Below are 24,156 nucleotides of genomic sequence, written 5' to 3'. Positions count from 1 at the left end.
GCGCTCATGGCCGGGTGACGGAGGAAATCGGCATCATGTCGGCCCGGTCGTAGCGCACCCGGGCACCGGGGTAGGGGGCGTGCACGACCTGCCCGTTTCCCACGTACATCCCCACGTGGCTGGCGTCGTCCCGGTAGATCACCAGGTCCCCCGGCCGGGCGTCGGCGAGCGACACGTGGCGGCCGGCGTTGCGCTGGGCCTGGGAGGTGCGCGGCAGGCCCACCCCGGCCCGCCCGTACGCCCACTGCATCAGCCCCGAGCAGTCGAAGGAGCCCGGCCCGGTCGCCCCCCAGGCGTAGGGGGAGCCGATCGCCTCGCGGACCGCCATGGCCGCGGCGGCGCCCCGCCCGGAGACCACGCCGCCGGCGGACGGGCCGAGCAGCCCGCCGAGCGGGCCCGACGGGCGTTCCCGGCCGCGCGAGGAGCGGGTGTAGGCCTCACGGTCGTGCTGCGGCAGCGCGTTGAGCAGCCGCCGGGCCGCGGAGAGCCTGCCCTCGACCTCGCGCTTGTGCTGCTCGACGGCCCTGCGGCTGTCCTCCAGCTCGGCCAGGGTGCGGGCGGCGTCCGCGCGCTCCTGGCGCAGCACGCGCTGGGCCTTGATCAGGGTGTCCAGCTGCTCGGCCTGACGGCCGGTGAGGCGTTCGAGGGTGGCGGCGCGGTCGAGGTAGCCGTCGGGGTCGGAGGACAGCAGGAGTTCGAGGGCCGGGTCCACGGCGCCGTGGCGGTACTGGGCTGCGGCGATCATGCCGAGGGTGCTGCGCATCCTGTTGACCTTCTCCTGGCCGCGGGCCACCCGGTCGGAGGCCTGCTCGGCCCGCTGCCGCAGGGCCGCGGCGCGCTCCCCGGCGGCGTTGAACTTCTCGGTGGCCCGCTCGGCCTGCTCGTAGAGCCGGTCGAGCTGTTCCTTCACCGCCCCCGGGGTCCGGCCGTCGGCGGCCGGGTCCCCGGGCCGGGCACTCGCCGGGGCCGTCGAGAGAGCGGCTGCGGCGGTGGCCATGGCGGCGGACAGGACGGTGACGCGGACGGTCCGCTGGAGACCGGAATGCGCAGCACGGCGATGGAACGCCACGGGCGGCCGCACTCCCTTCCTCTGAGGGCGGACCCTGCCGCCGGAAGGGCGGACGACTGCCGGGCACCGCGCGCCAGAGGGTAGCGGCGCGATCACCCGGGGTTCAAAGACCCTGGCGGGCGGGAAAACCGGCGCCCCGCCGGAGACGCAGGTCACCGGCGGGGCGCGGAGTCAGTCGCGGGGCGCGTGAATTCGCCCGAACGGAGGGCGTGGTGAGGCGTTTCAGCCGACGCGGACGCCGAACTGGAAGGGCATGTTGCCCATGGCCTCGTAGCGCACGTTCGCACCGGTGCGGGGCGCGTGCAGCACCTGGCCGTTGCCCGCGTAGAGGCCCACGTGGTGCTGGTCGCCGTAGAAGATGACCAGGTCGCCGACCTGCAGCTGGCTCTGGTCGTAGATCTGGGTGCCCGCGCCGGCCTGCTCCTGCGAGGTGCGCGGGAGGGAGACGCCCGCCTGGCCGTAGGCCCACTGGGTGAGTCCGGAGCAGTCCCAGGAGGACATGCCCGTGGCGCCGTAGGAGTACGGCTTGCCCAGCTGGCTCTGCGCCGCCGCCAGCGCGGCACCGCCCCGGCCGGAGCCCGCGGGTATGTTCACGCTGCCCGACGACGAGCCGCCGCCGCTCTTGCCACCGCTCTTGCCGCTGCCGCTGTCGCCGTTCTTGTCGGCGCCCGTGATCTCGGCGCGGTCCTTCTCGCTGAAGCCGTCGAGCACCTTCTGCGCGTCGGCCAGCTTGCCCTGGACCTCGTCCTTCTTGTCCGACAGCGCCTTGCGCGTGGACTCCAGGTCCGCGAGCTTGGACGCGGCCTCCTCGCGCTGCTGCTTGAGCGTGCGCTGCTTGGCGGCGATCACCCGGAGGGTGTCGGCCTGCTTGGCCGTCAGCTGGTCGAGCGTGGAGGCCTTCTCCAGGAAGGTGTCCGGGTCGGAGGAGAGCAGCAGCTGGAGGGTGGGGTCGACGGAGCCGGTGCGGTACTGGGCGGTGGCCATCAGACCCAGGCTGTCGCGGAGCTTGTTGAGCTCGTCCTGGCCGCGCGCGACCTTGTCCTGGAGGTCGTTGACCTCCTTCTGGAGCTTGTCGTGCTGCTCCTTCGCCCCGTTGTACTTCTCGGTGGCCTGCTCGGCCTCCTCGTAGAGCTTGTCGACCTTGGCCTTGGCGTCCGCCTTGGACATCTGCGGATCGGCGTGCGCGGCCTGGGAGGTGAGCGCGACGGCCGCGGCGGCCGTGGCGGTCAGCACGGTGATCCGGGCCCGGCTCGGCGACTTGGGACGACGGTGGGAACCCACGGGGCGAGCTCCTTCTCGGCTACTCGGTCACCTTCACCGCCATCCCGAATGGATGATCACCGCGCGAAGGTTCGAGGCCCGACCCTAGTGAGCGGAATATGATCCTTTCAAATTCTCCTGCGGAAAAATCTCGTCAGTGGGGCATCCTTTACCCCATGGGGCACAGGGTGTGACGGGTGCTTGACGCTCAGGTACGGGCAAGTCGCTTGAGGAGCAAGGCCGATGAGACCGGCCGCGCGCCCGCCTTGGCGACCCCGTCGGCCACCTCGCGGTCCGTGGAGACCACCACGACCGGCCGCCCGGGCGGCTCGGCCCGCACGATCTGGCGGATGAGCTCGTCCGCCGTCACCCCCGGCTTGCTGAACAGCACCCGCACCCCGCGCGGCGGCGCCAGCAGCACCGGCGCGGCCAGTTCCGCGCCGTCGAAGACACAGGTCACCTCGGCACCGGTCTGCGCGGCGAGCATGGCGAGGCCGCCCAGCAGCCGCAGCCGCTGCTTGTCCAGCGGCATCGTGGGGTAGCCGGTCTTGGTGACGTTGTAGCCGTCGACCACCACGTGCACCTGAGGCAGCGCCAGCAGCTGGTCCAGCAGCGCCGGGTCGGTCTCCGACAGGGCGCGCGCGGCGATGTCCCGGGGCGTCATCGTGCCCGGCTGCACGGCGTCCACCGTGTCCGCGGGGTGTACGGAGGCGGGCGGCAGGGCCAGTTCGCGGCGCAGCCCCTGGGCCGCGTCCAGCACCGTGTCCAGCAGCAGCCGCAGCCGCATGTCCTCCACGCTGCGGCCCTCGCGCACCGCCCGGCGGCTCGACTCCAGCGCCGCCTCGGCCTCCGCGAGCCGCGCCTTGATGCGCCGGGTCTCGCCCGCGGCCGCGGCCCGCTCCGCCGCGGCCCCGTCCCGGACGGACTCCAGCTCGGCCTGCGCCTTGCGCAGGGCGGCCTCGCCGCGGCGCACGTCGCTGACGGCGCTGCGCAGCTTGCGCTGAAGGGATTCGGCCTCCTTGCGCGAGGCGTCCAGCTCGGCGCGGATCCGCTCGGCCTCGGCGCGCGACTCGGCGCGGGCCGCGGCCAGTTCCTCGCGCAGCCGGTGCAGCTCGCGCTGGGCCTCCTCGCCCGCGCGCTCGGCGCTCGCGCGCTGCGCCTCCTCGCCGGCGGCGGTGACCAGCTTGACCCAGCCGGGCGGGCGCAGCACGAAGGCCATCGCCGCGACGTCCTCCGGGTCGGCGGCCGCGGGCGGCGCACCGGCGTCCAGCGCCTCGGCGAGCTCGGAGCCCGTCTCACGCAGCCGGGCCGAGATGCGCTGCCGGAAGGCGGGGTCGCCCTCCACGGCGGCGGCCATGGCGTTGCCCGCGAACTTGGCCCGACGACTCGGGGTGAACCGGGCGTACTGCCGCAACTGGGGCGGAAGTTCGGCCACCGTCAGGCCGCCGAACGCCTCCGCGACGAGCGCGACGACCTTCCGCCGGATCCCCTCGGGGAGCGGACGGTCGAGCACCTCGGTGACGCCGTCGGCGGCGCCGCCGGCATCACCGGCCGCCTCCGCACCGTCGTCCGTGTGCTCCACCACCGTTACCGCTCCCGTTCTTCCTCAGACATCTGCGCCCGGCCGGTCCACCAGCTCGATCTGGTCGACCGCGTTGCACCAGCGGCAACGCACGGCCTCGATCGTCTCACTGACCACCTCACGCTCCTCCACCTTCGGCTCGCCCGCCAGGTCGAGGTGCACGTATTCAACGGCCCTGACCGTGCGGGTCACATCGAACCGCGTGAGATTGCCGCACAGCGTGCACCGCCACCGGGTGGTGGCCGTCGGCAGGGGAACGCCCATGATGTCGTCCGTCCTCGTCGTGTGGTGTCCCCGTAACCCTACGCGGCCCGCTGGTCACGACAGGCGGGGCACCGGCCCCGGCCGCCGCCCGGCGAGGCACTCTGTGCCGGTTGCGGCCGGTACGCCATGATCTGGTCATGATCGTAAGGGCTGTGCAGCGGTCGGCCGCCCAGTGGGCGGGCCGGGCCGGGACCCCCGTGGTCACCCATGCGGTCCTGGCCGTCTGCTGCGCGGTCTTCCTCCTCGGCCCCGCCTCGGGGCTCAACACCGCCTACGGCACCGGGCCGGACCTCCTCTCCGCGCAGACGGCCTACTTCGCGCGCTGGGGCGTCGTCCCCGCACAGCTGTGGCACGGCTCCCCGGGCGCGCCCGCGACCCTGCTCACCGCGCTGTTCGTCCACGGCAACTGGCTGCATCTGCTGGGGAACATGCTCTTCCTCCACGTCTTCGGCGCCATGACGGAACAGCGGATGGGCCGCACCCCCTTCGCGCTCTTCTACCTCGCCACCGGCATCCTGGCCCTGCTCGGCTACGCCGCCGTGCACGCCGGCTCCACCCAGACGCTCGTCGGGGCGTCCGGCGCCATCTCGGGTGTGCTCGGCGCGTTCCTCTGTCTCTTCCCCCGGGCCCGCGTCACCAGTCTCTTCCCGTTCCTGTTCTTCCTTCCGCTGCGCTTCCCCGCCTGGGTCGTGCTGCCCTTCTGGTTCGCGCTGCAGTGGCTGGCAGCGGGACAGCACTCCGACGGCCGCCCTGGCGTCGCCTATCTCGCACACGTGGTGGGCTTCTCGGCCGGGTTCGGCTACGCCTGGGTACGCAGGAGACGTGGGGTTAGAGTGAAGAGCGCAGCCAGGTCCACTGAAGGAGATACCGAACCGTGATCACTGCGATCGTGCTCATCAAGACCGACGTGGACCGGATCCCGGAGATCGCCGAGACGATCGCCGCCCTGGACGGGGTCAGCGAGGTCTACTCCGTGACCGGCGCACAGGACCTGATCGCCCTGGTGCGAGTGGCCCGCCACGACGACCTGGCGGACACCATCCCGGGCCGGATCAGCAAGGTCCCGGGGGTGGCGTCCACCGAGACCCACATCGCCTTCCGCACCTACTCCCAGCACGACCTGGAGGCGGCGTTCGCGATCGGCTTGGACTCGTAGGAGCCCGCTCCGTAGACCCCGCCCCGTAAGGGGCGCGGGGGACTGCGCGACAAGCCACAACGACCCGCACCCTCACGGCCTCGCCACGAGTTCCCGCACGGCCCGCAGAAACCGCTCAATGTGCTCGTCGGGCGTCCCGACACCAAAGCTGACCCGAACCGCGGAGGCGCCGCCCCCGCACTCGCCCGCCGCAGGCGACCCGCCCAGGAGTATCCGTACCAACGGGTGCGCGCAGAAGAGCCCGTCCCGCACCCCGATCCCGTACTCCCCCGAGAGGGCGACGGCGAAGTCCGAGCTGTCCCACCCCTCGACGACGAAGGACAGCACGCCCACCCTCGGCGCGTCCGCCCCGAACAGCGAGAGCACCCGCACCTCCGGCACCTCGGCCAGTCCCGCGCGCACCGCGGCGAGGAGCCGCTGCTCCCGGGCGACGAGCGTCTCGAAGCCCGCCTCGGCGAGCGCCCTGCAGGCGGAGGCGAGGGCGTAGGCACCGATCACATTGGGCGAACCGGCCTCGTGGCGCGCGGCGGTGGTGTGCCACTCGACGTCCAGCGTGCCGTCGGGCCGCCGGGCGACGGAGCGGCTCGCCCCGCCGCCGGCCAGGTAGGGATCGGCGTCCCGGAGCCAGTCGGCGCGGCCGGCCAGGACGCCCGCGCCGAAGGGGGCGTAGAGCTTGTGCCCGGAGAAGGCGACCCAGTCCACGTCCAGTGCGGCGATGTCCACGGGGTGGTGCGGGGCCAGTTGGGCGGCGTCCAGCACGATCCGTGCGCCGTGCGCATGGGCGGCGGCGGCGAGTTCGCGCACGGGCCACAGCTCACCGGTCACGTTGGACGCGCCCGTCACACAGACCAGGGCCGGCCCGTAGGGCGCGCGGTCGGCCAGCGCCCGCTCCAGGATCTCGACGGCGCGCTCCGGCGTGCGCGGCGCGTCGAGGCAGGTGACCTGCGCGCCGCGCCACGGCAGCAGCGCGGCGTGGTGCTCGGTCTCGAAGACGAACACCCGGCAGTCCGCGGGCAGTACGGACGCGAGGAGGTTGAGCGAGTCGGTGGTGGAGCGGGTGAAGACGACCTGGTCGCCGGGGCGGCAGCCGAGGAAGCGGGCCACGTCGGCCCGGCTGGTCTCGAACAGGTCGGTCGACAGCTGCGAGAGGTGTCCGGCGCCGCGGTGCACGCTGCCGTAGTAAGGCGCGTAGGCGGCGACGTCGTCCCACACGCGCTGCAGCGCGGGCGCGCTGGCGGCGTAGTCGAGGGCGGCGTACGGCACTTCGCCCCCGTTGACGAGCGGCACGCGCACGTCACACCCGAGGACGGGCAGGGGGCCGTCGGCGGACGGCTCGGCGGCAAGTGCAGGGGCGGCAGGGGCGGCAGGGCATGCGGACATGGCGAACTCTCCCGGCAGGGCAGGCGGATGGCGTGACGACGTGGACGACGCACCCGCGGCGCAGGGCGCAGCACGGTGTGCGAAGGACGGCCCGCGCGGCCGGAGGCACGCACAGGACCACGGGAACGGGCCGTAGGCCCTAGCGCATTCGCTGAATCACGGAAGGAACTCCCTCGACGACCAGGATCCCTGGCGAGGGATCCGCGCTTGCCGCAGACCCGGTGGTCTGCGGCCCGGTCATCACCCGGGGCACCCCGCCACGGACGGAGGGTTGCCGGACAGCGGGCCGGGGCCTGTGTCGCTGTCACTCGTGACCTGGCCAGGAGTATGGCACAGGCACCGCGCCGCGGACACCGGCGTCCGGGTCGTGGACACCGTTTTGTTGAACAGAGCGAGTTCCGGACAGTTGAACGGAGCGAACTCCAGACATAAAGGGCCGCGCACGATCGTGATTAATCGATCGTTCGCCCGCACAGTCGGCGTTCCATCCAATCGCGAACACATCATCCCGGATCGCGGAATCATGAATTCCGGTACAGTCGAAATCAATACGTTATCCGGGCGAGATGCAACCGTTATCGACGCGATCATAGAGTCGCTCGCATCTGGAACGCCGAACGAACAAGCAAGTGACCTGGGGGGCGGTCGTGTTCGTCCAGCTTCATTCGCATGCCTTTGCCCAGGCCTGCCGCGCCCCCCTTTCTGTCTCCACCGAGATAAAGACGGGGAATTGCCAGTGAGCTCCACACGCGTCGTTGACGTCGTCAACTTCATGCCGGAACGAGTGGTCCGCAACGGTGAGCTCACCCACGACGGTCACGACCTGAGCGAGCACAAGTTCTTTGCAGGCGTGAACGAGCGGCGATTCGCCTCGCCGGATTACACCTCGGCCGAACTCGGCACCGCCGCCCTCAGAAAGCTGCTGGACCGCAACGGCGTGCGCGCCGAGGACCTGGACCTGATCATCTGCGCGGCCCAGTTCAACGACGCCTTCTCCCCCGGCATCGGCACCGCCGTCCAGCACGCGGTCGGCGCGACGTCGGCCGCCGTCCTGCACATCGAGAACGGCTGCTGCTCCTGGATCTCCGCGCTCAACACCGCGCGCGCCTTCATCGACTCGGGCCACTACCGCCGGATCGCCATCGTCACCGTCACCAACTTCATCTCGCGGCTGACGGAGTTCCAGAAGTCGCCGGAGTCCTGGGTGCTCGGCGACGGCGCGTCCGCGACCCTGGTCGCCTCCGGATCGCCGACCATCCTGTCCCTCCATGAGCAGGCGTTCGGCCAGAACTGGGGTGCCCTGCGCGTCGAGCCGGAGGCCGTCGGCGAGCAGGAGCTGCCGCACTGGGAGCGCGGCACCGGCCCGCTCACGGTGAAGTTCAGCCCGAAGATGCTGGCCCGGCTGTGGGCCGTGACGATGGAGTGCCTGCCGGAGGCGGCCGGGGCCGCGCTGGACAAGGCCGGGCTGACGGCGGCCGACGTCTCCTGCCTGATCACCCACCAGCCCAACGAGAGCTACATCGCCGAATGGCGCAAGCGCATCGGCATCGACCCCTCGCGGGCCCACGACACGCTCTCCGTCTACGGCAACATGTTCCAGAGCTCCCTGCCCGTCACCTTCGCCGACGCACTGGAAAAGAAGAAGATCTCCACCGGCGACGTGATCGCCTTCGCCACTTTCACGCACGGCGGCGAGCAGGTGTCGTCCATGGTCTGGCGCTGGACCGACTGATTCCCGTCCGGGTCCCGCCTCCAGAATTCCTTTCCCTTTTCTGCACGTCTCTTTTTGCACCCCTTATTCAGGAGCAATCATGTCGTACGAGCGCGTCCCCGACGAGTCCGGTCTCATCCAGAACTACCGGCTCGACAGTTCCGACCTGGCCGGTCTCGGTCTCACCTGGAGCGAGACCACCAGCGGCGAGGACATGATGAAGCTCATGCAGGGCATGACCAAGGAGTCGTACACGCACGACGAGATCTACGGTCAGTACTGCCCGCTCTCCACGCACATCGACGTTCCGTACGACATCGTCTTCGAATACGCCGCCAACTCCCGCGCGCTGGCGGAATGGACGTACAGCATCCGGAACATGAAGCACCTCGGCGGCGGTCTCTACCGCGCCGACGAGATGATCCAGCCGAACACCGAGATCTACATCCGCACCGACGCCCAGAAGGGCCCCGACATGGGCACGGTCGTCTACCCGTGCGCCTGGGACCAGGGCCGCGAGCTGTGGATGCGCTACTACCTGACCATCATCGACTCGGCCAAGGTCTTCAACAAGCCGGGCACCGTGGTGCTGTGGACCAACTGCAAGCACCCGTACTACGACCGCAACACCACGGACGTGCCGGACTACATCGCCGAGGGCCGCGCCCGCACCGACCGGGTCTGGGTCGGTGACATCTGGCCGCTGTTCCACGCCGGCCACACCCTCGAGATCAACAACATGAAGAAGATCCTGGAGCACCGCTTCGGCACCACGGCCCAGGGCTAGTCGACCGTCAACGGGGGTACACCATGCGGATAGCCGACGCATTAGTCACGACACTGCGCGACCTCGACACCCGCTACGTCTTCGGCGTCAGCGGGGCGAACGTCGAGCACTTCCACGACGCCGTCGAACGGCTGGGCCGCGGGCGGCTGTCCGCGGTCCTCACCAAGCGCGAGGACGGCGCCGCCTTCATGGCCGACGCGCGCGCCCGGGTCCACCGGACCCTGGGCGTCTGCTGCTCGACCTCCGGCGGCGGCATGATGAATCTCGTCGCCGGCCTCGCCGAGTCGCACGCCGAGTCCGTGCCCGTGCTGGCCCTGGTGGGCCAGCCGCCGGCCGCCCTGGACGGCCGCGGCTCGTTCCAGGACTCCTCCGGCATCGGCCGGACCGTCGACGCCCTCCCGCTGCTGTCCGCGGTCACCAAGAAGACCCTGCGGCTGACCGATCCCGCCCTGTTCTGGGCGCAGTTGAGGGACGCGATCGAGACCGCCCTCAGCGGGCGGATGGGCCCGGTGGCCCTGCTCGTCCCGCGGGACTCCTACGAGCTGGAGGTGGGCCCCGTGCCCGCCGACTGGCCGCAGGACCTCGCGGGCTTCGTCCGGCAGCAGCCGGTGGACACGGATGACGTGGCCGCGCTCTTCCGCCGACTGCGGGAGGCCACCGCCCCCGTGCTGCTGATCGGCCACGGAGTGCGCCGGTCCACCGACCCCGGCGCCGTGGTGCGCTTCGCGCAGCAGGCCGGGATCCCGGTGATGACGACCATGGGCGCCCGCGGCGAGTTCCCCAACGACGACCCGCTGCACTTCGGCGTGGTCGGCGCCGGGGGCAACCCCTCCGCCGCCGCCTACCTCACGGACACCGCCGACTGCGTGGTCCTCGCGGGCACCGGCCTGGCCGCGATGACCCGCAGCGCGCTGCGCGGCTGGGACCCGGCCAAGGCCGTGGCGGTCAACATCGACCCCGGCGAGATCCGGCGGTCCTCGCTCGCGGACACCGTCGTCGAGGGCGACGCGGGCGCGGTCTTCGGGCAGTTGCTCGGGCTGCTGGACGCCGACCCGTTCAGCGCGCCGCCGGCCGTCGGCTACGAGATCACCCGCTTCGTCCCGCGGCTGGCCGAGCCCATCCCGGGCCGGGAGGCCGACCCCGACGTGCTGCTGCAGAGCGAGGCCGTCGCCATCCTGGAGGAGCACCTGCCCCAGGACGGACACCTGCTCTACGACGCCGGCAACTGCGCCGTCGCGTCCATGCACTACGCCTCCGTGCCGCGCGGCTCGTCCTCCACCATCGCGCTCGGCAGCGGCGGCATGGGCTACAGCATCGCGGCCGCGATCGGCGCCCAGCTCGGCACCGGCCGCGGGACGCGCACGATGGTCTTCTGCGGCGACGGCGCGTTCCTGATGAGCGGTCTGGAGATCCACACCGCCGTCGAACTCGGCCTGCCCATCCTGTACGTCGTCTTCAACAACGGCATGCACGGCATGTGCGCCTCGCGTCAGCAGACCTTCTTCGACTCCCGCATCACGGCCGTGGACTACACCCCGGTCGACGTGCCGGCCGTGGCCCGGGGGCTGGGCTCCCCCGGCCGGCTGTGGACCGGCAGCGCGGGAACGGCGCCCGAACTGACCGGGCAGCTGGAGGAGTTCCGGCGGAGCACGTGCCCGACCGGCGTCCTCGAACTCCGCCTGACGACCGAGGAAGTGCCGCCGTTCGCCAACTTCCTCCCGGCGGACGAGCCCACGATGCCGGCCAAGACGTCGTGGCGGATCCCCGCCTCGCTCCGCAGCGCCGGGACGATGACCCCGGCCTAGGGCCCGACACCCCCCCACCACACCATCCAGCACTCAGCATTCAGCACACAGGAAGAGCCACTATGACTGTGCATGAGCTCGATCTCGCGGGGATAACGGACTCCGGGCTGCGCGCCGACTACCTCAAGAGCTCCCGGCTGTTCCGTGACATCGGCCGCGGACGCTTCCTCGGCCGCTACATGTTCCCCGCTGCCAAGCGGCCCTACTTCGACACCTTCTTCTCCTTCGTCTGCTACGTCGACGACCTGGTCGACGACGTCAACCGCAGCCTGGAGGTGCGCAAGCAGCGCCTCGACGAGTTCGAGCGCGCCTACCTGGCGGCCTGTGACGGCCGGGAGATCGAGACCGACGGCCCGCCGTCCGGCGACCACGTGGCCGACGCCGCCCTCTCCCGGGCCCTGGTGCACATGATGCGCACCTGGGACCTGCCCCACCGGGACGTCCCGCAGTTCGTCCAGGCGCAGCGCGAGGCCCTCACCACGTACGCGTACGCGACGTACGAGGAGATGGACCCCTTCATCCAGGGCGTCACCCTGCTCCCGGCCGTCTGGATCAACGGGCTCTTCGAGCCGCAGAGCGAGGACGCCGAGGAGCTGTGCCGGCACACCATCACGGCCTTCCAGCTCCTGGACTTCGCCTGGGACGTGGAGGAGGACCTGGAGCTCGGCCGGCTCTACCTGCCGCTGGAGGACCTGGCCAAGTTCGGCCTGGACCGCACGTCGCTGGCCCGTGAGGTGGGCAGCGGGCACGTGAGCGAGGCCGTCCGCGAGCTGATGAAGTTCGAGATCGACCGGGCCGTCGGGCACCTGGACGCCGGGCGCGCCTGGGGGCGGACGCTGCACCCGACCTCGCGGACGTTCGTCGAACTCGACATCGAGACGCACCGGCAGATGGCGGTCGAACTGGTCAAGGACGACTACGCGTTCTTCGGCAGGCCGAAGAAGGGCCTCGGCTTCAACTCGGCGAAGATCGCCCCGCGCACGGCCGCGGCGGCCGCGCGCGCGGCACGCATCAACCGCGCGGCGGAGCAGTCCGGTTACCGGATCCGCCGCCCGTGGTCGGCATGACGCGAGCCGCCGTCGTCAGCGGCCTCGGGGCCTGGGTTCCGCCGCACGTCGTCACCAACGACATGCTCGCGGCGGAGCTCGACACCTCCGACGAGTGGATCAGGACCCGGACCGGCATCGCCCGACGGCACCTCGCCGGTCCCGGCGTCCCCACCAGCCGGCTCGCCGTCGAGGCGGGCCGGCGGGCGCTGGCGTCCGCGGGCGTCGCGGGGGTGGACGTGGTGGTGCTGGCCACCAGCACCCCCGACCGCCCCTGCCCGGGGACGGCCCCCGTGGTCGCCGCCGAGCTGGGCATGGCCGGAGCCGGCGCCTTCGACGTGGCCGCCGTGTGCACGGGCTTCGTGTACGCGCTGGCCACGGCGGCGGGCCTGATCGCCACGTCGGTGGCCGGCAGCGCGCTGGTCGTCGGGGCCGACACCTTCTCGACGATCCTCGACCCCGCGGACCGCACCACCCGCGTCATCTTCGGCGACGGGGCCGGTGCCGTGGTGCTGCGGGCCGGGGACGCGGCGGAGCCGGGCGCGCTGCTCGGCTTCGACCTGGGCAGCGACGGCCGCGGCGCTGACCTGATCACCGTCCGCGCGGGCGGGTCGGAGCAGCGCAGCCGGGAGGCGGCGGTGCCGGAGGCGGACACGTACTTCCGGATGGACGGGCCGCAGGTGTTCACCCGCGCCGTCCGGCACATGACCGGCTCGGTGCGCAGCACGCTGGAGCGGGTGGGCTGGACGGCCGAGGACGTCGGCGCCGTCGTCCCGCACCAGGCGAACGTCCGCATCCTCGACACCTGCGCGCGCGAACTGGGCATCCCCGTCGAGCGCGTGGTCAAGAACATCGACCGGGTCGGCAACACCGTGGCCGCGTCCATCCCGCTGGCCCTCGCCGACGCGGCGGCCGACGGCCGGCTGAAGACCGGCGAACGGGTCGTGCTGACGGGCTTCGGCGGCGGCCTCACCTGGGGTTCCGCGGCCCTGACCTGGCCGGACATCAACATCGGACTGCTGGAACAGTGAGGAATCGGAAAACGATGGAGACTCTGAACAACCGGCTCGAGGCCCTGCTCCAGGAGCGCTTCCCGCAGGCCGCCGCCGCACTCGCGGGCGGCGCCACCTTCCAGGAGGCGGGCGTGGACTCCATGGGCGTGGTCGAGTTCATCGTCACCGTGGAGCGCCACTTCGACCTGCCGATGCTCGACGGCAACGAGCTGAGCGGCACGTCGACGCTGGACGACGCGCGGGAACTCCTGACGTCCAAGGGCGCCTCCGCCTGACGCGGAAACGTTCACCCAGCCCCTCCGCCGCCGGCAACGCACCGCGCTTGCCGGCGGCTCCTCTTCGCGCGGGTCGCGCACGTCCACGTCCGGGAGGACACATGCAGCACCTCTTGACGCTCAACGAGCACCCCCTGCCCCCGCTGGCCTCCGTGGCCGAGGCGATCGACGCGCAGGTCGGCAGCGTGAACCGGTACCCCGAGTTCTTCCCCGAACACCTGAAATCGGCGATAGCCACATGGCTCGGCCTGCCCGAGGAGTGGGTCGCCGTCGGATCCGGATCCGTGGGAGTGGCCCTCCAGGCGCTGCAGGCCGCCGTGCGGCCCGGCCGTCAACTGGTCTACGGCTGGCGGAACTTCGACGCCTACCCGCTGCTCGCCAGGATGACGGGCGCCCGGCCCGTCCAGGTGCCGCTGCTGCCCGGCGGCCACCAGGACATCGCGGCCATCGCCAAGGCGGCCGCCGCCGACACCGGCGCCGTCATCGTCTGCAACCCGCACAACCCCACGGGCCGGCTGGTCGACCCCGAGGAGCTCAGGGAGCTCCTCCTGTCGGTCCCGTCCGACACGGTCGTCGTCCTGGACGAGGCATACATCGAGTTCGTCCGCCCCGACGAGCGGCCCGCGTCCCTGGAGTGGACCCGGGAGTTCTCCAACCTGCTGGTGCTGCGCACCTTCTCCAAGGCCTACGGGCTGGCGGGCATGCGCGTCGGCTACGGGGTGGCGAGCCCCGAACTCGCCGAGCGCATCAACGCCTTCCAGCTCCCGTTCGCCATGAGCTCGCTGTCCGTGGCCGCCGTGGAGGCCTCCCTGAAGGCGGAGGACGAACTGCGGGAGCGGGTGGAGTTCCTGGTCTCGGAGCGGGAGCGGGTGCTGACCGGGGTGCGCTCCACGGGCTGGCGGGCGCTGCCGAGCCACACCAACTTCTTCTGGCTCGACGAGCCGGAGCGCGTCGACGCGGTGCGCACCCGGCTGGAGGCCGCGGGCGTGGCCGCGCGCTGCTACCCCGGCGAGGGCGTACGGATCACCGTCGGGGACCGGGCCGCGAACGACGCCGTGCTCGGGGCCCTCACGCACTGACGGCCCCCGTCCGGCCGGGACCCCGCTCGACGGGGCCCGGGCCGGCGGAGGCCGTCCGTGCGCGTGGGTGCGGCCGGTTCACCAGCCGCCGGAGGGGGCGATCTTCCGGATGCCCGGCAGCGCCGCGTCCATCACCGTGGGGAACCAGGCCGAGAAGGCCTTCTCGGCCTGCAGGGCCTTGAGTTCGTCCTGGGTGACGAAGCGGGTGTCGTGCACCTCCTCGGGGTCGGGCTCGCACGCCTGGGCGACCGTGCCGACGAACAGGTGGTTGTACTCCTGCTCCACCAGGCCGGAGATCTCGTCCGGGTGGTTGTAGGTCACCGTGCCGGCCGGGACGAGGGTGATCCCGGTCAGCCCGAGCTCCTCCTGCGTGCGCCGGGCGGCCGCCGCCTCGGGGGCCTCGCCCGGATAGGGGTGGCCGCAGCAGGTGTTGGACCAGACGCCCGGCGAGTGGTACTTCGTGAGCGCCCGCTGCTGGAGCAGCATGCGGCCCTCACCGTCGAAGAGAAAGACCGAGAAGGCCCGGTGCAGTTTTCCCGGGGCCTGATGCGCCGCCAGCTTTTCCTCGGTACCGATGGTCTCCCCGTCGGAATTGACCAGTTCCAGCAGAATGGGGCTGATTTCCGGAAGTGTCACAGTCGAACCTTTGCGTCGGCCGAATACAGCGTTGTACGGGCGTCGTTAGAGGTGGGCACCGACGACGCCGAATGGTGCGCGACAACTCAAAACAGCAAAGTGATCGTAACAGCAATTCGACGGCCGTGACCGGTTTCCCCCGGGCCCATTCCCTTTACCGGGCCCGGAGAAAAAGGACGGCGCGGTTCAGGACGTGCTGGCGGCCACCCAGCGGTCGAGGGCGGCCTTGGCCGCGCCCGAGTCGATCGACTTCGCGGCCTTGGCCATCCCGGCGGCGATCTGCTCGGCCAGCGGGGCGTCCGAGGGCTCCAGCGCGGCCAGCGCCGCCGCCGAGTTGAGCAGCACGGCATCCCGCACGGGTCCCTGCTCGCCGTTCAGCAGCCGACGGGCCACATCCGCGTTGTACGAGGCGTCCGCGCCCTTCAGCGCCTCGATCGGCACCAGTCCGATGCCCACGTCCCGCGGGTCGAAGGACGAGCGCCGTACCTCGCCGTCGCGCACGGTCCACACCGTGGACGTGCCCGTGGTGGTCAGCTCGTCCAGGCCGTCGTCCCCCCGGAAGACCAGGGCGGACGAGCCGCGTTCGGCGAGCACCCCGGCGATGATGGGCGCCATCCGGGCGTCGGCGACGCCGGTGGCCTGGGCCCTGACCCGGGCCGGGTTGGTCAGCGGGCCGAGGAAGTTGAAGGAGGTGGGGATGCCCAGCTCCTTGCGGGCGGCGGCCACGTAACGCAGCGCCGGGTGGAACTTCACGGCGAAGCAGAAGGTGATGCCCGCCTCGGCGGCCACCTCCTGCACCCGCTGCGGGCTGAGTTCGAGGTTGACGCCCAGCTTCTCCAGCACGTCCGAGGCACCGGAGGCGCTGGAGGAGGCGCGGTTGCCGTGCTTGACGACGCGGGCGCCGGTGCCGGCCACGACAATGGCCGACATCGTGGAGATGTTGACCGTCTTCGCCCGGTCGCCGCCGGTGCCGACGATGTCGACGGTGGGCCCGGGCACCTCGATCAGGTTGGCGTGCTCGTACATCGTGCGCACCAGGCCGGCGATCTCACCGACCGTCTCGCCCTTGGCCCGCAGCGCCACCGCGAAGCCCGCGATCTGCGCGTTCGTCGCCTCGCCGCGCATGATGCGGTCCATGGCCCACGCGGTGGTGTCCGTGCTCAGGTCCTGCCCGGCCAGCAGCGCGCTCAGAACGTCCGGCCAGCTCTGCAAGATGCCTTCGGCGGGAGAGCCGGCGGGGGGAACGGTGTTCATACTCCACGCTCCTGAGTGCGACGGGCCTTGGGCCCCACCCTATCGGCGTCCGCAGGCCCCCCGGGAACGGCCGGGGGGCCTGCGGAGGCGGTCAGCCGGCCCGGTGCTCCACGACGACCGGCAGCCGGGACGGGCCGCGCAGCCAGATGCCCGGCTTGTAGTCGACCTGCTCGTCCACGAGGGACAGCGCGGAGACGCGCTGGGCCAGGCCCTTGAAGGCCTCCTTGGCCATCAGCCGGGACAGCAGGTCTCCGGCGCAGTAGTGGATGCCGCGGCCGAACGACAGGTGCTTGCGGCTGTTCCCGCCGGGGGCGAAGTCCTCCGGGGAGCCGAAGGCCCGCTCGTCCCGGTTGGCCGCGGCGATCAGCAGCAGGACCACGTCACCGGGCTCGATGGTCTGCCCGTGCAGCTCGACGGGCTCCAGGGCGACCCGCCAGGAGGCGTGGGTCGGCGGCTCCAGGCGCAGGATCTCGTCGAGCACCGCGTCCGCCGACTCCGGCTCGGCGGCCAGCTGCGGCAGGATCTCCGGGTGCCGGGCGAAGAGCACGGCGGCGTTGCCTATCAGGTTGGAGAAGGTGTCCAGGCCGGGGACGACCAGGAGCACGCAGACAGCGGCGATCTGGTGCAGCGTCAGCCCGCCGTCGGCCAGGTCGCGGGCGCGGGCCAGCTGGGAGAGCAGGTCGTCGCCGTCGGCGGAGGCGCGCTTCTCCAGCAGCTCGACGAAGTACGCGGTGCACTCCGCGACGGCCTTCTGGCAGCGGATGGCCACGTCCTCGGAGGGCTCGGCGCCCAGCTCCAGGATGTGGGCGATCTCGGTGGACCACTGGACGAAGATCTCGTGGTCCTCGCGCGGGATGCTCAGCATGTCGCCGAGCACCCGGATGGGCAGCGGCGCACCGAGCCGCTGCATGACGTCGAACCGGTCCGGGAGTTCGCCGAGGAGCTCGTCCACGATGGCCGCGGTGGAGTCCTTCAGGCCGTCGATGACCGCGGGCGTGAACGCCTGGGAGACCAGGGCGCGCAGCCTGGTGTGGTCCGGCGGGTCCAGCAGCTTGAAGAGCTGCGCGTCCCAGCCGTCGATGCCGAGCCCGAGGAACGGCGCCTCTTCCGCATCGGTGTCGCCGGCGACTCGGGCGAAGTATTCGGAATTCCCGAGGTCCTTGCCCATGCGCCGGTCGCGGAGCAGCAGATCGCAATCCTCGTAACGGCTCACCGCCCAGGCGCCCAGCGGCCCCCGCACCGCCGGGTGGTTTTCCCTCAGTTCGCGGTACACCGGATATGGATCGGCCCGAAAGGCCGGATCGGTGGGATCGAATGGGAATTCAGCATTCCGGTCCGTGGTCAGCATTCCCCGATTTCCCTTCAGCAATTGAGCTGGTGGCACCGGCCACACTAATTGCACCCGGGGAGGGGATCAAGGTTTTCCTGTTCAACCGCACGGCTTGACAGGGAAGTTCGTCCCTGCGCATGCACGAGGGGCCCGCGGGAAATTCCCGCGGGCCCCTCGTCGTGGCGTTGTCAGCTGTACAGCGGATCAGTGGTGGCCGTGGCCGCTGGTGATCTCCTCGAACTCCTCGGCAGTGGCCTTGGGGATGTGCGTCCCCTCACCGTAGAAGCCCTTCGAGAGCTTCGCGCGCAGGCGCTGCGAGGCACCCGCCTTGCGGGTCACACCGTTCTCGTCGACCTCCGGCTCCAGCTCCAGCGGCTTCGGCTGCTCGTGCGAGGTGAGCGTGAAGAGCTGGTCCTGCGAGAGCGGCTCGTGGACCTCGACGAACTCACCGTGCGGCAGGCGCTTGATGATGCCGGACTCGCGTCCGTGCAGCACCTTGTCCCGGTCGCGGCGCTGAAGACCCAGGCAGATCCGGCGCGTGACGATGAAGGCGACGATCGGAGCCGTGAAGAACGTGATCCGGACGAACCAGGTGACGCTGTTCACCGAGAGGTGGAAGTGCGTCGCCCACAGGTCGTTGCCGCCGTTGACCAGCCCGACGCCGTACATCACCAGCCAGGCGACGCCGAACGCGGTACGCGTCGGGGCGTTGCGCGGCCGGTCGAGCAGGTGGTGCTCGCGCTTGTCACCGGTCACCCACGACTCGAGGAAGGGGTAGACCGCCATGGCCGTCAGCACCAGGCCGAAGATCAGCAGCGGGATGAACACACCCAGGACCAGGGTGTGGCCCGCGATGTTGATCTCCCAGCCGGGCATGGCCCGGAAGATGCCTTCGGACATGCCCAGGTACCAGTCGGGCTGGGCGTTGGTGGAGACCTGGTCGGGCCGGTACGGGCCCATCGCCCAGACCGGGTTGATGGTGGCGATCGCGGCGATGGCCGCGATGACACCGAAGACCAGGAAGAAGAAGCCTCCGGCCTTGGCCATGTAGACCGGCATCAGCGGCATGCCGACGACGTTCTTCTCGGTCCGGCCCGGACCCGGGTACTGCGTGTGCTTGTGGTAGACGACCAGGATCAGGTGGGCGACGACCAGACCGAGCATGATGCCCGGCAGCAGCAGGATGTGGATCGAGTAGAACCGGGCCACGAAGTCGTGCCCGGGGAACTCGCCGCCGAACAGGAACATCGAGATGTACGTCCCGACCAGCGGGATGGACAGGATCAGACCCTGCGCGATGCGGATACCGGTGCCCGAGAGCAGGTCGTCCGGCAGGCCGTAGCCGGTGAAGCCGGTGAAGGTGCCCAGCACCAGCAGCAGGAAGCCGAACAGCCAGTTGACCTCGCGCGGCTTGCGGAACGCGCCCGTGAAGAAGACGCGCATCATGTGCAGCATCATGGCCGCGAGGAAGACCAGCGCCGCCCAGTGGTGGATCTGCCGGAGGAGCAGACCGCCGCGGACGTCGAAGCTGATGTCGAGCGTCGACTTGTACGCCTCGGACATCCGCATGCCCTGCATGGGGACGTACGAGCCGTGGTAGACGACCTCGTTCATGCTCGGGTGGAAGAACAGCGTCAGATACACACCCGTGAGGATGATGATCAGGAAGCTGTAGAGGCAGACCTCGCCCAGCATGAAGGACCAGTGGTCCGGGAAGATCTTGCGCATGTTGGCCTTGGCCAGGGAGTAGATCCCCAGCCGGCCGTCGGCCCAGTCGGCGACCCGCTCGCCGGCAGGCGCCTTGCGCCGGTTGTCCGTTGCAGTACTCATCCGCGCTCCCAGTAGGCAGGACCGACGGGCTCGGAGAAGTCGCCCATGGCCTCCAGGTAGCCCTTGTCGTTGACCTTGATCCGCAGCTGCGGAAGGGCGTGGCCGGCCGGGCCGAAGATCACGCGTCCGCCGTCGGAGAGGTCGAACGTGGACTGGTGGCAGGGGCACAGCACGTGGTGGGTCTGCTGCTCGTAGAGGCTGATCGGGCAGCCGACGTGCGTGCAGATCTTGGAGAACGCGACGATGCCCTCGTGCGACCAGTCGAGCTCACGCTTGTCCTTGATGTTCTCCGGACGGAGCCGGACGATCATCAGGGCGGCCTTGGCGATCTCGTTCTGGAAGTCCTCGTCCTCCTCCTTCATGCCCTCGGGCATGGCGAAGGTGAGCGAGCCGACCTGGATGTCCTCGGGACGCAGCGGCTGCATGGTGTTCTGGTTGATCAGCATCTTGCCCTGCGACCAGGCGGTCTTGCGGAGCTTGGTGCCCGGCAGCGGACCGAGGTCGCGGAGCAGCACCACGCCGGAGAGCGGGAACAGCGCCAGCGCGCCGAACATGGTGTTGCGGATCAGCTTGCGGCGGCCGAGCGCCGACTCCTTCGCGCCCTCCCGGAAGTCGGCCATGACCTTGGCCTTGACCTCGGGAGAGGCCTCGATCGGGTGCCGGTCGTCGGCGACCTCGACGTCGGACATCAGGGTGCGGGCCCAGTGGACCGCGCCCGCGCCGATGCAGAACAGCGCCACGCCCAGGGTCAGGCCCAGCGCGAAGTTCAGCGCGCTGATGTGACCGATCGGGAAGACGTAGACGTTCTTGTCGACCGGCAGGGTGACGTACGAGGCGATGAAGCCGACCGTGGCCAGCATGGACAGCACGAACAGCATCGCGACCACGCGCTCGGACCGCTTGGCGGCCCGCTCGTCGATGTCCTGGATGCGGTGCTCGTGCGGCGGCAGCCCCGGGTCGGCGAACGGGTCGGCGGTGGCTACGGCACCGGCGTGCGCTTCGCCCTGCGTGCTCGGCAGGTTCTCTTCTGGAATCTCTTGGCTACTCATGACTTCTTGGCCTTTGCGGTCCGGGCAGCGACCCAGATGGCCACGGCAACCAGCGCGCCCAGACCGAAGACCCACGCGAACAGACCCTCACTGACCGGGCCGAACCCGCCCAGTTCGAGGCCGCCGGGGCTCTCCGACTTGCTGCTGTTGACCGTGCCCAGGTACGCGACGATGTCCTTCTTGTTCTGCTCCGACATCGTCGTGTCGGGGAAGGAAGGCATGTTCTGCGGGCCGGTCTGCATGGCCTCGTAGATGTGCTTCGGGTTGACGTTCTCAAGGCTGGGGGCGTACTTGCCGTTCGACAGTGCGCCGCCCTTGCCCGTGAAGTTGTGGCACTGGGCGCAGTTCGTACGGAAGAGCTCCCCGCCCTTGGCGATGTCGGCGCCGTCAGGGCTGTACTGGCTCTTCGTCGGGGCGACCGGCCCCGCGCCGAGGGAGGCGATGTACGCGGCGAGCTGGTCGATCTCGGCCTGCGAGTAGATCGCCTTCTTGCGGGGCGCCTGGGCGCCCTGCTGCTGGAGCGGCATGCGGCCGGTGGCGACCTGGAAGTCGACGGCCGCGGAGCCCACGCCGACCAGGCTCGGCCCGTCGGTGGTGCCCTGACCGCCGGTGCCGTGGCAGCTTGCGCAGCCCACGGAATAGAGCTTCTTGCCCTCCTCGATGGCGAGGGACTGGGCGGTGTCATCGGCCTTGGCCTTGTCCGCCGGCGCGAACGCGGCGTACAGCCCCCCAGTTACCGCCAGCGCGAAGAGTAGGACGACGACCGCCGCCAGCGGATGGCGTCGTCGTGCGGAGAGCTTTTTCACGGATTACCCCGGTGTCAGGATCTTCTGCTTCGTTGCTGGACTGTGGTCCGGTGCAGGACAGGACCGATTACTTGATCAAGTAGATCGTGGCGAAGAGGCCGATCCAGACCACGTCGACGAAGTGCCAGTAGTAGGACACGACGATCGCCGCCGTCGCCTGGTGGTGGGTGAACCTCTTGGCCGCGTACGTCCTGCCCAGGACCAGCAGGAAGGCGATGAGACCGCCCGTCACGTGCAGGCCGTGGAAGCCGGTCGTCAGGTAGAACACCGAGCCGTACGGGTCAGAGGAGAGCGAGAGGCCGTCCTCCTTGACCAGGTCGGTGTACTCGAAGATCTGGCCGCCGATGAAGATGGCACCCATCACGAAGGTGATCGCGAACCACGTGCGCAGCTTCTTCACGTCGCCGCGTTCAGCAGCGAAGACGCCGAGCTGGCAGGTGAGGGAGGAGAGCACCAGGATCGTGGTGTTCGTCGCCGAGAACGGAACGTTCAGGTGCGACGCCATCTCCTTCCAGTGGTCGGTTCCGGTCACCGATCGGAGGGTGAAGTACATCGCGAAGAGGGCCGCGAAGAACATCAGCTCGGAACTCAGCCAGATGATGGTTCCGACGCTGGTGAGGTTCGGCCGGTTGACCGAGGGGTGCGCGTGCCCGGTATCTACTGCTGTTGCTGTCGCCACGACCGACATTATGTCGGTCGCTTATCTCGCGCTCACTCCGGGGGGTGCCGTTCGGTGTGTCAAGGGCGTATGCCCAGCTCGTACGGCCCAGTTCCGTGGTCCCCCGAAGGGAGGAAGCGGTCCTTCCGGCAGGCCCGACGCACCGTCATCAGCCGTGCCCGAACCCTCCTCCCGGGCCTCTCGCGCGGAGTAGCATCCGGCCCAGCGAACGTCCACATGCTGTGCTCTCACACGCCTGGAGGAACGAATGCAGCCCACTGCCACGGTGCTGGTCTACAGCGACGACGCGAGCACCAGGGAGCAGGTGCGGCTGGCCGCCGGGCGGCGCCCCGCGGCCGATGTGCCGCAGGTGGAGTACCTGGAGTGCGCGACGCTGCCCGCGGTGCTGCGGACGCTGGAGGAGCGCCGGGTCGACGTGTGCGTCCTGGACGGCGAGACGGCGCCCGCGGGCGGCATGGGGGTGTGCCGGCAGCTGAAGGACGAGGTGTTCCGCTGCCCGCCCGTGCTGCTGCTCATCGGGCGCCCGCAGGACGCCTGGCTGGCGACCTGGAGCCGGGCGGACGCGGTGGTGACCCACCCGGTGGACCCGGTGGCCTTCTCCGCCGCCCTGGCGGGCCTGCTGCGCGCGGCCGACAGGCCGGCCGTGGGGGCCTGAGCGCTCCGCTGGAAGTCCGGTGCGTCATCCGCGGGTGCGTCGTGGCTGGTCGCGCAGTTCCCCGCGCCCCTTCGGGCGCTGCCGAACCGCACTGCCCCACAGGGCAGCCCCGGCGCCCCCGGGCTCACATGCGGGGCCGCAGCCGGGCCGCGTCGGCGGGGCTGGTGCCCTCGCGCTTGCCGGCCGTCAGCGCGCTGCCCTGGCGCCACTTCTGCCACGGCATGTTCCAGTCGCCGAAGCCGTTGTCGAAGGGCGTCATCGTGGCGCCCGCGCTGCCGACCACCTTGACGATGTCGCCCAGTCGGACGGTGTCGTAGAACCACTTGGCGTTGTCGGTGCTCATGCCGGTGCAGCCGTGGCTGACGTTGTCCCAGCCCTGCGAGCCCTCGGACCAGGGGGCGGCGTGCACGTACTCGCCGCTCCAGGTGACCCGGGTGGCCCAGTGGACGGGCAGGTCGTAGGAGTCGGCGCTGCCCTCGGCGATGCCGATGCTGGTGCCGCGCATCCGTACGAAGGATTCCTTGCCCAGGACCACCTTGACCCCGTTGCGGGTGTCGTAGCCGGGCTTTCCGGTGGTCACGGGGACGGAGCCGAGCTCCTGGCCGTTCTTCAGGACGGTCATGGAGTGCGCACTGGCGTCGGTGACGGCCTCCACCCGGTCCCCGATGGTGAGCCGCACGGGCTTGGAGGGGCCGCCGTAGAGCCCGCCGCCGACCTTGATGCCGTTGAGCATGGCGGAGACGTTCACGACCGCGTGGGCGGGCCAGTACTCCTGCGGGCGGTAGTGCAGGGTGCGGTTGTCCACCCAGTACCAGGCGCCCTTGACGGAGGGCTGTGAGTCGACCCGCAGGGTGCGCTCGACGACCGCGCGGGAGCCGGGGTCCGTGACGGGCATGCTGAGTTCGGCCGTGACGGGCTGTCCGACGCCGTAGGTGCCGCTCTGCGGGCCGAACGTGACGCGCAGCAGCTTGTCCGCGGGGTTGGTGTCGAAGCCGATCGTGCGCCGCCCCTGGGCCCCGTCCTCGTCCTCGGTGCTGATCCTGACGGTGTAGTGGGCGCCGGCGGCGAGGGCGCCGGTGCTGCGCCAGTGGAGCCCCTCGGCGTCGAGTTCGCCCTTCACGTAGCGGCCGGCGGCGTCCGTCGCGGTGACGTCCGTGATCCGGTCGCTGCCGTCGGCCCTGACCTCCAGCGGCTTGCTGGGGTCGGCCTTGCGGCCGTCGTCGGCGCCGACGAGGGACACCTGTCCGGTGGCGTCGTAGGGCTTGTCCGCCAGCGGGTTGGACGAGCCGCCGCACGCGGTGCCCCCTGCGGCGAGGGTGATCACCAGGAGGCTGCAGAGAACCGCCGTGCTGCGAGAGGAGTGACTCATGGTCACACCGTAGGAAGATTCGGGGGGTACGGCCCGCGGGGTGACTGCAAACGGGTGGCGCCGCCCCTCCGGGGACGCAATCGGGCCCCGCACACCTGGCGGTGTGCGGGGCCCGGGGGTA

General features: G+C 70.7%; 23 protein-coding genes and 1 riboswitch. Of the genes, 10 read left to right on the top strand and 13 right to left on the bottom strand.

The genetic code is table 11. The annotated features are described in order from the left end of the window. Nucleotides 1–4: 4 nt before the first annotated feature. The 4 genes from ACLHRZ_RS14660 to ACLHRZ_RS14645 all read right to left on the bottom strand — a co-directional run bounded on the left by ACLHRZ_RS14660 (nucleotide 5) and on the right by ACLHRZ_RS14645 (nucleotide 4,175). Complete coding sequence (locus ACLHRZ_RS14660) at nucleotides 5–1,069, bottom strand: C40 family peptidase (RefSeq protein WP_490418836.1); 1,065 nt, start codon at nucleotides 1,067–1,069, stop codon at nucleotides 5–7. A gap of 222 nt (nucleotides 1,070–1,291) precedes the next feature. Continuing rightward, nucleotides 1,292–2,350 (bottom strand): C40 family peptidase, encoded by a 1,059-nt coding sequence (locus ACLHRZ_RS14655; RefSeq protein ID WP_490418835.1) that lies wholly within the window; start codon nucleotides 2,348–2,350, stop codon nucleotides 1,292–1,294. Between the two features lie 187 nt (nucleotides 2,351–2,537). Beyond that, nucleotides 2,538–3,911, bottom strand: coding sequence for an NYN domain-containing protein (locus ACLHRZ_RS14650; RefSeq protein WP_490418918.1), 1,374 nt, complete (start codon nucleotides 3,909–3,911; stop codon nucleotides 2,538–2,540). A 24-nt stretch (nucleotides 3,912–3,935) separates the two neighbouring features. Next, nucleotides 3,936–4,175, bottom strand: a complete 240-nt coding sequence (locus ACLHRZ_RS14645; protein ID WP_490418834.1) for a hypothetical protein — start codon at nucleotides 4,173–4,175, stop codon at nucleotides 3,936–3,938. Between the two features lie 137 nt (nucleotides 4,176–4,312). Between ACLHRZ_RS14645 and ACLHRZ_RS14640 the strand changes: the two genes are divergently transcribed. Together ACLHRZ_RS14640 and ACLHRZ_RS14635 are read left to right on the top strand one after the other, a co-directional pair. Continuing rightward, on the top strand, nucleotides 4,313–5,053 hold the full coding sequence (locus ACLHRZ_RS14640) for a rhomboid family intramembrane serine protease (protein ID WP_490418833.1): 741 nt from the start codon (nucleotides 4,313–4,315) through the stop codon (nucleotides 5,051–5,053). Then, a complete protein-coding gene (locus ACLHRZ_RS14635) occupies nucleotides 5,050–5,331 on the top strand; it encodes an Lrp/AsnC family transcriptional regulator (RefSeq protein WP_171082927.1) in 282 nt (93 codons plus the stop codon). The genes ACLHRZ_RS14640 and ACLHRZ_RS14635 overlap by 4 nt, the downstream gene beginning before the upstream one ends. A gap of 72 nt (nucleotides 5,332–5,403) precedes the next feature. Here ACLHRZ_RS14635 and ACLHRZ_RS14630 read toward each other — a convergent pair whose 3' ends face one another. Continuing rightward, on the bottom strand, nucleotides 5,404–6,711 hold the full coding sequence (locus ACLHRZ_RS14630; RefSeq protein WP_490418832.1) for an aminotransferase class V-fold PLP-dependent enzyme: 1,308 nt from the start codon (nucleotides 6,709–6,711) through the stop codon (nucleotides 5,404–5,406). Nucleotides 6,712–6,909: 198 nt separating this feature from the next. Beyond that, nucleotides 6,910–7,027: riboswitch (SAM riboswitch) on the bottom strand. Nucleotides 7,028–7,447: 420 nt separating this feature from the next. On the opposite strand from ACLHRZ_RS14630, the gene ACLHRZ_RS14625 reads away from it, so the two are divergent. The 7 genes from ACLHRZ_RS14625 (at nucleotide 7,448) to ACLHRZ_RS14595 (ending at nucleotide 14,427) form a co-directional block, all read left to right on the top strand. Continuing rightward, complete coding sequence (locus tag ACLHRZ_RS14625; RefSeq protein WP_490418831.1) at nucleotides 7,448–8,443, top strand: 3-oxoacyl-ACP synthase III family protein; 996 nt, start codon at nucleotides 7,448–7,450, stop codon at nucleotides 8,441–8,443. Nucleotides 8,444–8,522: 79 nt separating this feature from the next. Further along, entirely contained in the window at nucleotides 8,523–9,209 is a 687-nt protein-coding gene (locus ACLHRZ_RS14620; protein ID WP_490418830.1) for a hypothetical protein, read from the top strand. Nucleotides 9,210–9,232: 23 nt separating this feature from the next. After that, on the top strand, nucleotides 9,233–11,014 hold the full coding sequence (locus ACLHRZ_RS14615; RefSeq protein ID WP_490418829.1) for a thiamine pyrophosphate-binding protein: 1,782 nt from the start codon (nucleotides 9,233–9,235) through the stop codon (nucleotides 11,012–11,014). A 62-nt stretch (nucleotides 11,015–11,076) separates the two neighbouring features. Beyond that, nucleotides 11,077–12,081, top strand: a complete 1,005-nt coding sequence (locus tag ACLHRZ_RS14610; RefSeq protein ID WP_490418828.1) for a phytoene/squalene synthase family protein — start codon at nucleotides 11,077–11,079, stop codon at nucleotides 12,079–12,081. Further along, nucleotides 12,078–13,091 carry a beta-ketoacyl-ACP synthase III gene (locus ACLHRZ_RS14605; protein ID WP_490418827.1) on the top strand — a complete coding sequence of 338 codons (1,014 nt, stop codon included), beginning with the start codon at nucleotides 12,078–12,080 and terminating at the stop codon, nucleotides 13,089–13,091. The genes ACLHRZ_RS14610 and ACLHRZ_RS14605 overlap by 4 nt, the downstream gene beginning before the upstream one ends. A gap of 14 nt (nucleotides 13,092–13,105) precedes the next feature. Beyond that, the gene (locus ACLHRZ_RS14600) at nucleotides 13,106–13,348 is read left to right on the top strand and encodes an acyl carrier protein (RefSeq protein ID WP_490418826.1); all 243 of its coding nucleotides are present in this window, start codon (nucleotides 13,106–13,108) and stop codon (nucleotides 13,346–13,348) included. Nucleotides 13,349–13,449: 101 nt separating this feature from the next. Further along, the gene (locus ACLHRZ_RS14595) at nucleotides 13,450–14,427 is read left to right on the top strand and encodes an aminotransferase class I/II-fold pyridoxal phosphate-dependent enzyme (RefSeq protein ID WP_490418825.1); all 978 of its coding nucleotides are present in this window, start codon (nucleotides 13,450–13,452) and stop codon (nucleotides 14,425–14,427) included. A 78-nt stretch (nucleotides 14,428–14,505) separates the two neighbouring features. On the opposite strand, the gene idi is transcribed toward ACLHRZ_RS14595, so the two are convergent. The 7 genes from idi to ctaE all read right to left on the bottom strand — a co-directional run bounded on the left by idi (nucleotide 14,506) and on the right by ctaE (nucleotide 22,020). After that, entirely contained in the window at nucleotides 14,506–15,063 is a 558-nt protein-coding gene (gene idi / locus ACLHRZ_RS14590; protein WP_490418824.1) for an isopentenyl-diphosphate Delta-isomerase, read from the bottom strand. A gap of 186 nt (nucleotides 15,064–15,249) precedes the next feature. Then, the gene (trpD, locus tag ACLHRZ_RS14585) at nucleotides 15,250–16,317 is read right to left on the bottom strand and encodes an anthranilate phosphoribosyltransferase (RefSeq protein WP_490418823.1); all 1,068 of its coding nucleotides are present in this window, start codon (nucleotides 16,315–16,317) and stop codon (nucleotides 15,250–15,252) included. Nucleotides 16,318–16,408: 91 nt separating this feature from the next. Continuing rightward, a complete protein-coding gene (locus ACLHRZ_RS14580) occupies nucleotides 16,409–17,590 on the bottom strand; it encodes a cytochrome P450 (protein WP_490418822.1) in 1,182 nt (393 codons plus the stop codon). A gap of 261 nt (nucleotides 17,591–17,851) precedes the next feature. Next, on the bottom strand, nucleotides 17,852–19,477 hold the full coding sequence (gene qcrB, locus ACLHRZ_RS14575; RefSeq protein WP_490418821.1) for a cytochrome bc1 complex cytochrome b subunit: 1,626 nt from the start codon (nucleotides 19,475–19,477) through the stop codon (nucleotides 17,852–17,854). Continuing rightward, complete coding sequence (gene qcrA / locus ACLHRZ_RS14570; RefSeq protein ID WP_490418820.1) at nucleotides 19,474–20,526, bottom strand: cytochrome bc1 complex Rieske iron-sulfur subunit; 1,053 nt, start codon at nucleotides 20,524–20,526, stop codon at nucleotides 19,474–19,476. Before qcrA ends, qcrB begins: the two co-directional genes overlap by 4 nt. After that, nucleotides 20,523–21,332 (bottom strand): cytochrome bc1 complex diheme cytochrome c subunit, encoded by an 810-nt coding sequence (gene qcrC, locus ACLHRZ_RS14565; protein ID WP_490418819.1) that lies wholly within the window; start codon nucleotides 21,330–21,332, stop codon nucleotides 20,523–20,525. The genes qcrA and qcrC overlap by 4 nt, the downstream gene beginning before the upstream one ends. Nucleotides 21,333–21,399: 67 nt before the next feature. Beyond that, nucleotides 21,400–22,020, bottom strand: coding sequence for an aa3-type cytochrome oxidase subunit III (gene ctaE / locus ACLHRZ_RS14560; RefSeq protein ID WP_336412624.1), 621 nt, complete (start codon nucleotides 22,018–22,020; stop codon nucleotides 21,400–21,402). 238 nt (nucleotides 22,021–22,258) lie between these two features. Here ctaE and ACLHRZ_RS14555 point away from each other — a divergent pair, with 238 nt between their 5' ends. Continuing rightward, nucleotides 22,259–22,666 carry a hypothetical protein gene (locus ACLHRZ_RS14555; protein WP_390777662.1) on the top strand — a complete coding sequence of 136 codons (408 nt, stop codon included), beginning with the start codon at nucleotides 22,259–22,261 and terminating at the stop codon, nucleotides 22,664–22,666. A gap of 124 nt (nucleotides 22,667–22,790) precedes the next feature. Here ACLHRZ_RS14555 and ACLHRZ_RS14550 read toward each other — a convergent pair whose 3' ends face one another. Next, the gene (locus ACLHRZ_RS14550; protein WP_490418818.1) at nucleotides 22,791–24,035 is read right to left on the bottom strand and encodes a L,D-transpeptidase; all 1,245 of its coding nucleotides are present in this window, start codon (nucleotides 24,033–24,035) and stop codon (nucleotides 22,791–22,793) included. Nucleotides 24,036–24,156 lie beyond the last annotated feature (121 nt).

This window comes from Streptomyces sp. AM25, assembly GCF_058146165.1.
Note: the sequence above shows the minus strand (reverse complement) of the source record. Positions and strands in the feature narration are given on the sequence as shown.

What these genes read in the sequence shown, in the direction of transcription:
- ACLHRZ_RS14605 (WP_490418827.1), top strand. Translation starts at nt 12,078, where the DNA reads ATGACGCGAGCCGCCGTCGTCAGCGGCCTCGGGGCCTGGGTTCCGCCG.
- qcrA (WP_490418820.1), bottom strand. Translation starts at nt 20,526, where the DNA reads ATGAGTAGCCAAGAGATTCCAGAAGAGAACCTGCCGAGCACGCAGGGC.
- ACLHRZ_RS14640 (WP_490418833.1), top strand. Translation starts at nt 4,313, where the DNA reads ATGATCGTAAGGGCTGTGCAGCGGTCGGCCGCCCAGTGGGCGGGCCGG.
- ACLHRZ_RS14610 (WP_490418828.1), top strand. Translation starts at nt 11,077, where the DNA reads ATGACTGTGCATGAGCTCGATCTCGCGGGGATAACGGACTCCGGGCTG.
- ACLHRZ_RS14555 (WP_390777662.1), top strand. Translation starts at nt 22,259, where the DNA reads ATGCAGCCCACTGCCACGGTGCTGGTCTACAGCGACGACGCGAGCACC.
- ACLHRZ_RS14595 (WP_490418825.1), top strand. Translation starts at nt 13,450, where the DNA reads ATGCAGCACCTCTTGACGCTCAACGAGCACCCCCTGCCCCCGCTGGCC.
- ACLHRZ_RS14600 (WP_490418826.1), top strand. Translation starts at nt 13,106, where the DNA reads ATGGAGACTCTGAACAACCGGCTCGAGGCCCTGCTCCAGGAGCGCTTC.
- trpD (WP_490418823.1), bottom strand. Translation starts at nt 16,317, where the DNA reads ATGAACACCGTTCCCCCCGCCGGCTCTCCCGCCGAAGGCATCTTGCAG.
- ACLHRZ_RS14615 (WP_490418829.1), top strand. Translation starts at nt 9,233, where the DNA reads ATGCGGATAGCCGACGCATTAGTCACGACACTGCGCGACCTCGACACC.
- ctaE (WP_336412624.1), bottom strand. Translation starts at nt 22,020, where the DNA reads ATGTCGGTCGTGGCGACAGCAACAGCAGTAGATACCGGGCACGCGCAC.
- ACLHRZ_RS14620 (WP_490418830.1), top strand. Translation starts at nt 8,523, where the DNA reads ATGTCGTACGAGCGCGTCCCCGACGAGTCCGGTCTCATCCAGAACTAC.
- ACLHRZ_RS14630 (WP_490418832.1), bottom strand. Translation starts at nt 6,711, where the DNA reads ATGTCCGCATGCCCTGCCGCCCCTGCCGCCCCTGCACTTGCCGCCGAG.
- ACLHRZ_RS14550 (WP_490418818.1), bottom strand. Translation starts at nt 24,035, where the DNA reads ATGAGTCACTCCTCTCGCAGCACGGCGGTTCTCTGCAGCCTCCTGGTG.
- qcrB (WP_490418821.1), bottom strand. Translation starts at nt 19,477, where the DNA reads ATGAGTACTGCAACGGACAACCGGCGCAAGGCGCCTGCCGGCGAGCGG.
- ACLHRZ_RS14645 (WP_490418834.1), bottom strand. Translation starts at nt 4,175, where the DNA reads ATGGGCGTTCCCCTGCCGACGGCCACCACCCGGTGGCGGTGCACGCTG.